This window comes from Marivirga sericea, from assembly GCF_900177665.1.
GTDB classification, from domain to species: Bacteria; Bacteroidota; Bacteroidia; order Cytophagales; family Cyclobacteriaceae; genus Marivirga; species Marivirga sericea.
The window spans coordinates 1-10,501 of the sequence record NZ_FXAW01000015.1; the positions used below are offsets into that span (position 1 = coordinate 1).

Consider the following 10,501-nt stretch of genomic DNA (forward strand, 5'->3'; position numbering starts at 1 on the left):
ATGAAAGTGGGAGAAACACTGAAATTGGGATACGCCTTTGAATTGCCTGTCAACAATACAGCCCTAACTGGTTTTGGAACCCATTCACTCATGGTTTCCATCGATTTAGAATTACTAAAATACCACGGATTGGGGAGAAGGTTCTTTTAAAAAATGACCATAAATCAGTTTTAATAAGCATCCTCAATCACAAGCAGTTGCCAAGTGCATGAAGGTCAATACCCCAGATAAACTATTGAAATAATTTAGTCGAATAATTATAGTTTACGAGTAATTCCTTGTATTAATCTAACTACCTTGGTGTTTCAATTTGAAAAAATAGAGAACACAAATAACTTGGTAAGCTAATGATTTCAATAAGGGTGGCAGTCAGCAAAAGATATCCATCCTTATTTTCGGATTCCCCCAGTCGGCAAATGCCTTTACATATTTACGAATACTATGGAATCAGTTAGCAATACAATTTATACAGGAAATATGGTCTCTCATTATACAGCTAAAACTTTTGGGAAGATAGCCCTGCGCTTAATTACTTTCTGCTCAATTCTATTATTGTCATTCAATGGTTTAACACAATCTCCAACCATCGCTTCCTTCACCCCAACAAGTGGACCAATTGACACGGCAGTAACCATCAAAGGGACTAACTTTGATGCCACTTTTGCCAACAACGTTGTGTTCTTCGGAGCTACGCAAGCCACTGTTACGGCAGGGAGCGCAACAATCTTAACAGTAACGGTGCCTTCAGGTGCAACGCACCAGCCTATTACTGTATTGAGCAATGGGCTCATCGCTTCTTCAGCAGCTCCATTTATTCCATCGTTTATTGGAGGGGTTATTGATGCGACTTCCTTTGCAACCAAAGAAGATCAAAACACGGGAACAGCGCCTATTTCAGTAGCCATAGGCGATTCGGATGGCGATGGAAAATTGGATTTGGATTTGGCAGTAGCAAACAATGGTGGCGCTAACGTATCTGTTTTTAGAAATACGAGTACAGGAGCTAGCACGGTGAGTTATGCTGCTAAAGTGGATTATCCAAAGGGATTCTTTCCTCTTTCGGTAGCGATAGGCGATTCGGATGGGGATAGCAAATACCAAGATTATGGCGTGAGGATAGGAATAGCAGCTAATCTGGATAACTTATTCTAGTAAGAACTCCTATTTAGTAAAATGCTGCGCAAAAGAAAGTTTAACAAAAATAATAAATCTATACTCATTTAATGGCGTAAATTAGATATTAAAAAAATTTACCTAATGGTATTCCATCGTCTTGGTGTCAGACTTGTTGTACTATTTGTTTAACTTCTTTAAATAAAAATAAGTCACTGACTACATTCAGTTATGAAAAGAAAATATCTTTGTTAAACAAAAAAAATTAAACTATTTAATATCTTACAGTTAAATGTTATATTGAGGCAGGTGAAGCTGCTTCTAATATTTATACTATTCTTTAATATCTCTTTTGCTAGGGCTCAGCAAGGCATTGATAGTCTTAATGCTTTACTTTCAAATCCGTTGGATCAATCACAAAAAGCTTATCTTTTCGATGAGTTGTCTTATCAATGGTTCTATGAAAATTTAGACAGCTCTTTGTTTTATGGAGTAATTGCTTATTCAGAATTTTCAAAACTTAACGACCCTCAAGGCTTATCTCAAGCGGCTACTTCTGTTGCCGTAGCACATCATTATTTAAATAATTGGGATAGCGCAGTACTTTACTATAAAGAAGCGCTATCGATTAGAGAGGCAAATAAATCGACCAGAATAGCCTCGTCACTGAATAATCTTGGGGTGGTTTTTATGGATCAGGAGGATTACGAAGAAGCTATGAAATATTACATCAAAGCTATGGAAGTAAGAGAGCTATCTAATGATACAATTGGAGTCGCTCTTACCAAAATAAATCTTGGTCTTATTTTTAAGAAGCAAAGTATTTTCAACAAAGCTTTAAGCTACTACAAAGAGTCAATCGAGACTTTGGAAAAATTCAATCAACAGAAACATCTAGAAGTAGCTCTTTTAAATATGGGAGCGATCTATAACACCCTTAAGGAGTATGACACTGCCAAGCTATACAATATAAAACTCCGAAATCTCGCTAGTCAAAGATCTTCGCAAAGAAATCTTGCGAAATCCTTTGTTAATCTTGCGAATTCCTACCAAGGTTTAGGCTTTTTAGATAGCAGCCTTTATTATGCTAATAAGGGATTAAAGTTTTTTGAAGCACAGAATGATACGTTGAATATGGCTAATTCTTTACTCTCCATTACTCAAAGTCACTTTGAGGGCAAGAATTATAAAACGGTTATTGCCTATTCTAAAAGGTTAGAGCAGTTGAATAAAATTGTTGGGAACATGGAAATAGCAATCGAAAATCAATTGATGTTGGCAAAAGCCTTTGCCGCCTTAAATGACTATGAAAATGCCTACAGTAAACTTGAAAATTCTTTTTATCTCAAAGACTCTTTTCTCACTACCTCATTAAATGAAACCATTTCAGATCTGACTGTCAAATATGAAACAGAACAGAAGGAAAAGGAAATTTCGCAACTCAAGATAACAACTCAAGATTCTATTATTGCAGAGCAAGAGGCTGCAAACCAACGTAATTTATTGCTCTTTTTAGCTGGATTTTTAATTTTGGGAGCGATCCTACTATTTTTACTTTTAAGAACAAAGTCAAAGTCGAATGCCATTATTGGTAAATCCTTGAGCGAAAAGGAAACACTTTTGAAAGAGATTCATCATCGCGTAAAAAATAATTTACAGGTTATTTCTAGCTTGCTAAGCCTTCAGTCCAGATTTATTGAAGATAAAGATGCAAAAGCACTGGTTAACGAAGGCCAAAATCGGGTAAAATCAATGGCACTCATCCACCAGAAACTGTACCAAAAAGATAATTTAACTGGAGTAGAAGCAGCAGACTATATTCAAAACCTAACCAGTACACTTTGCAGCACCTATGGTATTGACATGCAAAAAGTAGATGTAACGTATGACGTTGATCATTTGAACTTAGACGTAGACACCATGATTCCTATCGGGCTCATTTTAAATGAACTAATCAGTAATAGTTTTAAGTATGCCTTTCCATCTGGGGAAGGGACATTAAGCATTACATTAAAAGAAAAAGAGAAAAATCTGATCCTTTCTGTTAAAGATAATGGAATTGGCAGTACGCAGGAGATAAATATGGCAGACTCATTTGGCATGCGAATGATTCAATCACTAGCGCGTAAATTAGAGGCAGAGGTGGATTTTGATCTTAGTGACGGAACCAAAGCATCACTTACTATTACACACTACAAGTTATATAATTACTAAATGGGAAAATCAGTACTTATTGTTGAAGATGAACCACTAATAGCAGATGACTTACTTTTCCATTTGGAAGATCTAGGTATTAATGAAGTAGAAATCGCCCTAAAGTACGAGCATGCATTAGAAAAAATTCAACATAACCAATTCGATTTAGCCCTGCTTGATGTCAATTTATCTGGTACAAGGGATGGCATAGATCTCGCTAACTTCCTAAATCGCCAACAACCATTTCCTTTTATTTTTATTACTTCCTATTATGATCAAGAAACGCTAAATAGGGCTAAAAAGACCAACCCAATAGCTTATATACTGAAGCCATTCGATAAAAATGAAGTGACTGTAAATGTTGAAATGGCCTTTCATAAAATTTCGCTATTAAAAGAGCAGCCAGCCCAATTTTTTATTAGAGATAAGAATGGGCTTTTACCAGTAAGGCCAGATGAGATTTTATACGTAGAAGCTTTTGATAATTATGCCAAAGTTTTTACGGAAATCAATTCGCACATTATAAGTCATTCACTAAAGAGCATAGAAGACAAGCTAATACCTTACGGTTTTGTTCGGGTGCATAAATCATATCTGATAAATATCAATAAAATATCTCGCATCAATGAGGGGTATGTTTTTTTTGAGGAGATATCTATTCCTATTGGGCGAGCTTATAAAAATAATTTTATGGCAAAAATTGCTTTGCTGTAAAAGTCATCAGTCTCATTATGTCGTTTGCTAAATATTTAGTGTCGTTCACTAAAAAGCATTAATAACAAGTTTAATTATATCTTAACTTGATGCTATGTTTTATAATACTCGTATCCGTTTTTGGCTAATAGCTATATTCACAATATGCTTACAAAGTGCTTTATTCGCTAAAGCCTTTTTAACAACCTGGCAAACTGATTTTCCGGAAAAGATAACGTCATTAAATCTCAATTCTTAATGAAGCTTTTATATTATAGACTTGGTTGGGTGCTTCTGTATGTTATTTCATTCAGCAGTTATGCCCAAATAACTGTCACCAACACCAATAATGCAGGAGCTGGATCGCTAAGGCAGGCTATTATTGATGCGAATGCTAACCCTGGAGTTGACAATATTGTCTTTAATATTCCCGATACAGACCCTAACTATACCTCTGATGGAGGAACGGGAAACGAAACTTGGACTATTTCACCAGTGACTAATGACCTACCTGAAATCACTGAAGGAGTAATTTTGGATGCTACCACCCAGCCAGGTACAGGCAATTACAAGATAAAAATTGATGGCCAGGGAACAAGAGATAGAGGATTCAATGTGACAGGTGGATATGTAGAAGTCTACGGGTTTTATATCACAGGTTTCGATGTCTTCAGTCAGTCCGCAGCTATTCGCATCAGAAATTCCGATGGTTTGCCAAGTACCATTGGTGATGTTAACAAAGGCAACGTCATTAATTCTAGCAGAAACGGAATCGTAATTGAAATTGTCGATGACTGTATTATTAAAGGTAATTTGATTGGAACGGATGAAACAGGACAGTTGGCAATGGGTAATACTGAATATGGCATTAGTTTAAGTACTACCGCAAATAGGACTATTATTGGAGGTTCGTTACCGGGTGAGAGAAACTTAATCTCCGGTAATATTTTCGGAGGAATTTCGGTAGTTATCAGTAATAGTAATATTATTCAAGGCAATTATATTGGAACTAATATAGATGGCACACTTGCTATTCCTAATTCACGCGGTATTTCTTTGAGCGGTGGTTTCAGCAGCAACGGTCAAAATCAGGTACTAGATAATCTAATTTCCGGTAATTCAAGTCGGGCTATAAATTTAAGTGGCAGCGATGAAAATATCATTAGAGGAAATATAATTGGCGAGGCAACTGATGGCTCTGCCCTAGGCAACAATATTGGCATTGCAGCAACCACTGGCGGGACTTCAACATCTAACAATATCATTGGTGGGCTAGGTGTGGGAGAGCGAAACATTATAGCTAATAGTACAAATCAAGCTATTTTCTTTGACTTTGCTGCTGCAGTCAGTAATACAATTATTGGCAATACTATCTATTGCAATGGAAGTGGTATTGATCTTAATGGTGTTGCCAACAATGATATTCAACCTCCAGTGATCACTTCGGTCACATTAACATCTGTGTCTGGAACAGGGATTGATGGAGATGATATTCATGTTTATAGAGATAATTCGGGATGTACACCTTTACAAGGTCAGGAGTATTTAGGAACAACTACTGTTTCTGGTGGTATTTGGACAGTGGGTTCTCTGGCGCTAAGCGCTAATGATGAAATTACAGCCACTGCTACAAATAGTGCAGACGGTACATCGGAATTTATCGAATATTCACTAGCTCCTTTTATCACCACTTGGAAAACGGATAATCCAGGATCTTCAAATGACAATCAGATTACAATACCTACCACAGGCACGGGCTATTTTTATGATGTGGACTGGGGTGACGGGATGAATGATACTGGCGTAACAGGAAACATAACACATACCTATGCTGCACCAGGAACTTATACAGTTTCTATTTCAGGAGACTTTCCTAGAATATATTTTAATAATGGTGGTTTTTTTGGTGATGACAATGATTCGGAGAAAATATTAACAGTTGAGCAGTGGGGAGACATTGCATGGTCTTCAATGGCCGGAGCTTTTAGCGGGTGCCTAAACCTGAGAATCAATGCCGCTGATGTTCCTGATCTCTCCGCAGTTACTGACATGACAGAAATGTTTTATGAAGCCGAAGCATTGAATGACAATATTAATAATTGGGATGTCAGCAATGTAGAAATAATGAATAGTCTTTTCAGAGATGCTACGGCCTTTGACCAGCCGCTCAACTTATGGGTAACAGATAATGTTACTGATATGAGAAGAATGTTCTCGTTTGCACCTGCTTTCAATCAGGACATTGGAAGTTGGGAAGTAAGCAATGTAGAGGACATGAGTTCGATGTTCGGAGGGGCAACTTCCTTTAACCAAGACATTAGTGGGTGGTCGGTAACAAGTGTGCTAACTATGAACCAAATGTTCTCCGTGGCTACTTCCTTTAATCAAGATATTGGTGGGTGGACCATGACAAGTGTTACTGATATTGGAGGAATGTTCAATGGTGCAACTGTCTTTAATCAGGACATTGGTGGGTGGGATGTGAGTAATGTAACAAGCATGATAACGGTTTTTAGCAATGCTCCTGCCTTTAATCAGGACATCAGCGGATGGGTGGTAGATGATGTAAATAACATGAGATCTATGTTCAATGGTGCCACAGCATTTGATCAAGACATAAGTGGATGGAATGTAGATAATGTTGGCGATATGGAGAGTATGTTTAATGGAGCTGCAGCATTTAATCAAGATATCAGCGGATGGGTGGTTTCAGGAGTCGGGGATATGTCTGGAATGTTTGAAGGAGCTATTTCCTTTGATCAGGATATAAGTGGCTGGAACGTTAGCAACGTAGATGATATGCGTTTTATGTTTTCGAATGCTACATCCTTTAATGTAAACTTAGGTGGCTGGGTTGTTACAGATTTACGGTTTGCGGTGAACATGTTCAATAATTCGGGACTGTCCATTGAAAATTACGATGCAACGCTTATTGGTTGGAGTGGACAGGCGGTTAGGAGTAATGTTTCATTCGGGGCCGCCAATATTTACTATTGTGAAGCAGAAGCTGCCAGATCAAATCTAATAACAACATTCAATTGGTTTATTACTGATGGTGGTCAGGGTTGTATAGCAGTATTTGACGGGCTTGATACTACCGCTCCTGAAATAATGAACGGTCAGGCCACACCCATAGAATTCGGGTCAATTAACATTTTACCAGCTACTAAGACTAGAAACATAACCATACTCAATCGTACCAGCTCAGACCTGACCAATGTTAATGTAACAAGCAGTGGAACTGCATTTAGCATAGTTCCAGCAGCTCCAACTGTTATTACTGCGAGTTCCTCAGAGACTATTAATATTGTATTGAGTGGAGGTGTGCCAGGTGTTTTCTCCGAAACAGTTTCTATAACCAGCGATGATTTTACAGGTACATTTAATTTTGACCTAATCGGTGAAATTACTGCCACTCCAGAACCAGAGATAGTAGTATATGAAGGATCATCTTTAACAGGCACTGAAATAAATAATGATCAACCAAGTCAATATTATTTTGGAAATGAGTTAAGGGGCAATAATTTAACCGCTGACATCACAATTACTAACATAGGCTCAACTTCATTAGACATCTCAGATATGTCTATAACTGGCAGTGCCTTCAGTTTCGCATCAATAACTCCTGCATCTGTAGCAGTAGGGGCAACAGAAACGGTACAGATCATTTTAGATGGAAGTGTTGCTGGTGTATATACTGAAACCCTCACTATATTAAGCAATGATACAGATGAAGGTATTTTCAATTTTGATATTGAAGGGGAGATTGTAGGGCCTGATATCGCTGTTTTTCAGGGAACAGATATCTTTTCCTCTACAGATGAAATTTTTGATGGACAAGCAACAAGTCTAGACTTCGGAAGTACCACCGAGGGTTCTGATATTGTAAGACAGATTACCATTGCTAATTTTAACCCACTGGATTTAAATGTTTCAGATATCTCTATAACGGGATCAGCCTTTAGCATTAATGCCACCACTCCATTCATTATTGCAGCAGAGTTTGATGGCGTCATATCGCGCATAACATTTAACTTAACACTTAGTGGAGCGGTTTCAGGTAGTTTTAATGAATCTGTCACCATTACCAATGATGATGATGATGAACCTGCTTTCACCTTCAATTTAAAAGGTACAGTTACAGCAGCCGATGGCCAAGCAATAACAGTGACCTACGATGGTAGCCCTATTCTTCCTGGTAGTGGCACTATTGCGTATGGAAATATTGTACAAGGAGGGCAGGCAAGCGAGATACTTACCATTGAAAACACAGGAACCAATAATTTAGTCACTAGTGAGATACTGCTAGCTGATGGAACAGTCTTCTCTTTTGAAGGTCTTAATTTCCCGATCACCTTGCTACCAGATGAGACCTTGGATATTAGTCTTGCTTTGAATACAGATAGCTTGGGTACTTTTACCGATACCATCACCATAGTAAGTAATGATCCAAACTTAAGTGGCTTCCAAATAGCTTTAAATGCGAACGTTATCCCGTTTGATGCACCAGAAATTGATATAACTAATGCAGCCAATAGCTTAGCTGATAATGCTGCTATCACTTTTACTAGTGTGGCTCAAAATGATTCTTCCGATCAGGTGTTGACCATCAACAATACTGGAACTGCTGATTTAGTTATTTCAGACATTCAGCTGGCCACAGGAACAGCTTACAGCATCAGCGGCATCACGCTGCCGTCTACTATTGAAGCTGGAGCAACAGAGGTTTTAACAGTTACGCTATCCAGTGCTACTGTCCAAACATGGACTGATGTTCTAACTATTAGCAGCAATGATGCAGATGAAAGTACTTTTACCCTAAATTTAACCGGAGAGGTAACTTCCAGTACTTTCCCAGAAATAGAAGTGCGCAATGGAGCAACTGATTTGGTTATTAATGATGAGATTGATTTTGGTAGCATTACGGAAAACACATCCGCATCACAAACCCTTACCATCAGCAATTCTGGAACAGCTGATTTAACGATCGTAGACACTCAGCTTACAACAGGAACAGCCTATAGCATCAGCGGCATTACCTTGCCAACTACCATTGCTGCAGGAAATACAGTTGATTTTATTATCACCTTATCTAGCGATAGTGTCCAAACCTGGACTGATATTCTGACCATTACAAATGATGATGTTGATGAAAGTCCTTTCATCTTGAATCTGACTGGAGAGGTAATAGCAACTCCGAATGCTGAATTACAAGTCCAGAGAGAGAACACAATTGTAAATGAAAAAGTAGAATTAGGAAATACAAAAGCGGGTAATCCCTTAGTCGGGACCTTCGATATTTTAAACCTAGGTGACGCAGACTTAATAATAAATAATATAGTCAGCAGCAACGACTTATTTACTGTATCATTTGGCTCTTTACCTGTCACAATTTCTGCCAATAGCTCCAATATCTTTGATATTGAATTGAATTCTACCGTAGTGGGCATCTTTGAATCAAAAATCTCAATCACAAGTAACGACCCTGACCAAGACGTATTTGAATTTGATGTTAGAGCTGTTGTTGAAGGTGCAAGAGTGGTTTTGCTCATCACAAATCCTGATAACTCTATCGAAAGAATTGTGATTTCAGATGAAGATGTTGATCTTGGTACAACACAATTTGATGTAAATTTAGAAAAGGAATTTGCAATCGAAAACCTAAGTGATTCAGAGCAAATTACCGTGAATGAAATCACCTCGGACAATCCGCTATTCGCAGTATCAAATATTCCTTCGGCACTAGTTGCTAATCAGACAGAAGAATTCTTAATCACTTTAAACTCTAAAAGTGTCGGACTTAATACAGCGCAAATTACAGTCTCCACTAGTCTGAATGAATTCTCTTTCAATGTGATTGCAGAGGTGATAAGTGAAGAGGAACCTCAGCTAATAATTTATAATGTAATTACCCCCAATAATGATGGGAGACATGATTTCCTCTTTATTGAAAATATTAGTCTATACCCAAACAATGTAATAAGCATCTTCAATCGCTGGGGTAATAAAGTTTTTGAAACCAGCAGCTATAATAACTCTGGGAATATTTTCGATGGTGTATCAGACAAAGGAGAAGAACTGCTGACTGGTAATTACTACTATGTAATTGATAAAGGGAATGGTGATAAAAGATTAAGTGGATTTTTAATCATAAAGAGATAAAGAGCATGAAAAAATTTTACAAACTACTGTTGCTTTACAGTACAATTCTTCCTTTCAGTCTACAGGCACAGCTTGATCCCCTATACAATCAGTATTTCTTTAATCAAGCCATGATCAATCCTGCCTATACAGGTGTGAACGATGTTTTTAATGCTACTGCTATCAGCAGGTTGCAGTGGGCGGGCATAGAAGGTGCTCCCACTACCAACACCTTGAATGTAACTACTTCCGCTTTTAACAACAAAGTAGGATTAGGCGGTACCTTGATTTATGATACTTACGGAATCAACAGCAATACAGAATTTAATCTTGCCTACTCTTATAAAATAGCTACCGC

5 protein-coding genes are annotated in these 10,501 nt (G+C 37.8%); all 5 read left to right on the top strand.

The genetic code is table 11. The annotated features are described in order from the left end of the window. Positions 1-441: 441 nt before the first annotated feature. Positions 442-1,152: an IPT/TIG domain-containing protein gene (locus B9Y84_RS20055; protein ID WP_085519190.1), complete on the top strand. Its 711-nt coding sequence runs from the start codon at positions 442-444 to the stop codon at positions 1,150-1,152. 270 nt (positions 1,153-1,422) lie between these two features. After that, a complete protein-coding gene (locus B9Y84_RS20060; protein ID WP_139828116.1) occupies positions 1,423-3,327 on the top strand; it encodes a tetratricopeptide repeat-containing sensor histidine kinase in 1,905 nt (634 codons plus the stop codon). Continuing rightward, positions 3,328-4,023, top strand: coding sequence for a LytR/AlgR family response regulator transcription factor (locus B9Y84_RS20065; protein ID WP_085519192.1), 696 nt, complete (start codon positions 3,328-3,330; stop codon positions 4,021-4,023). A gap of 237 nt (positions 4,024-4,260) precedes the next feature. Continuing rightward, complete coding sequence (locus B9Y84_RS20070) at positions 4,261-10,164, top strand: BspA family leucine-rich repeat surface protein (protein WP_085519193.1); 5,904 nt, start codon at positions 4,261-4,263, stop codon at positions 10,162-10,164. A gap of 5 nt (positions 10,165-10,169) precedes the next feature. Continuing rightward, positions 10,170-10,501: PorP/SprF family type IX secretion system membrane protein (locus B9Y84_RS20075; RefSeq protein ID WP_139828117.1), on the top strand; the 332-nt coding region annotated here is incomplete at its 3' end.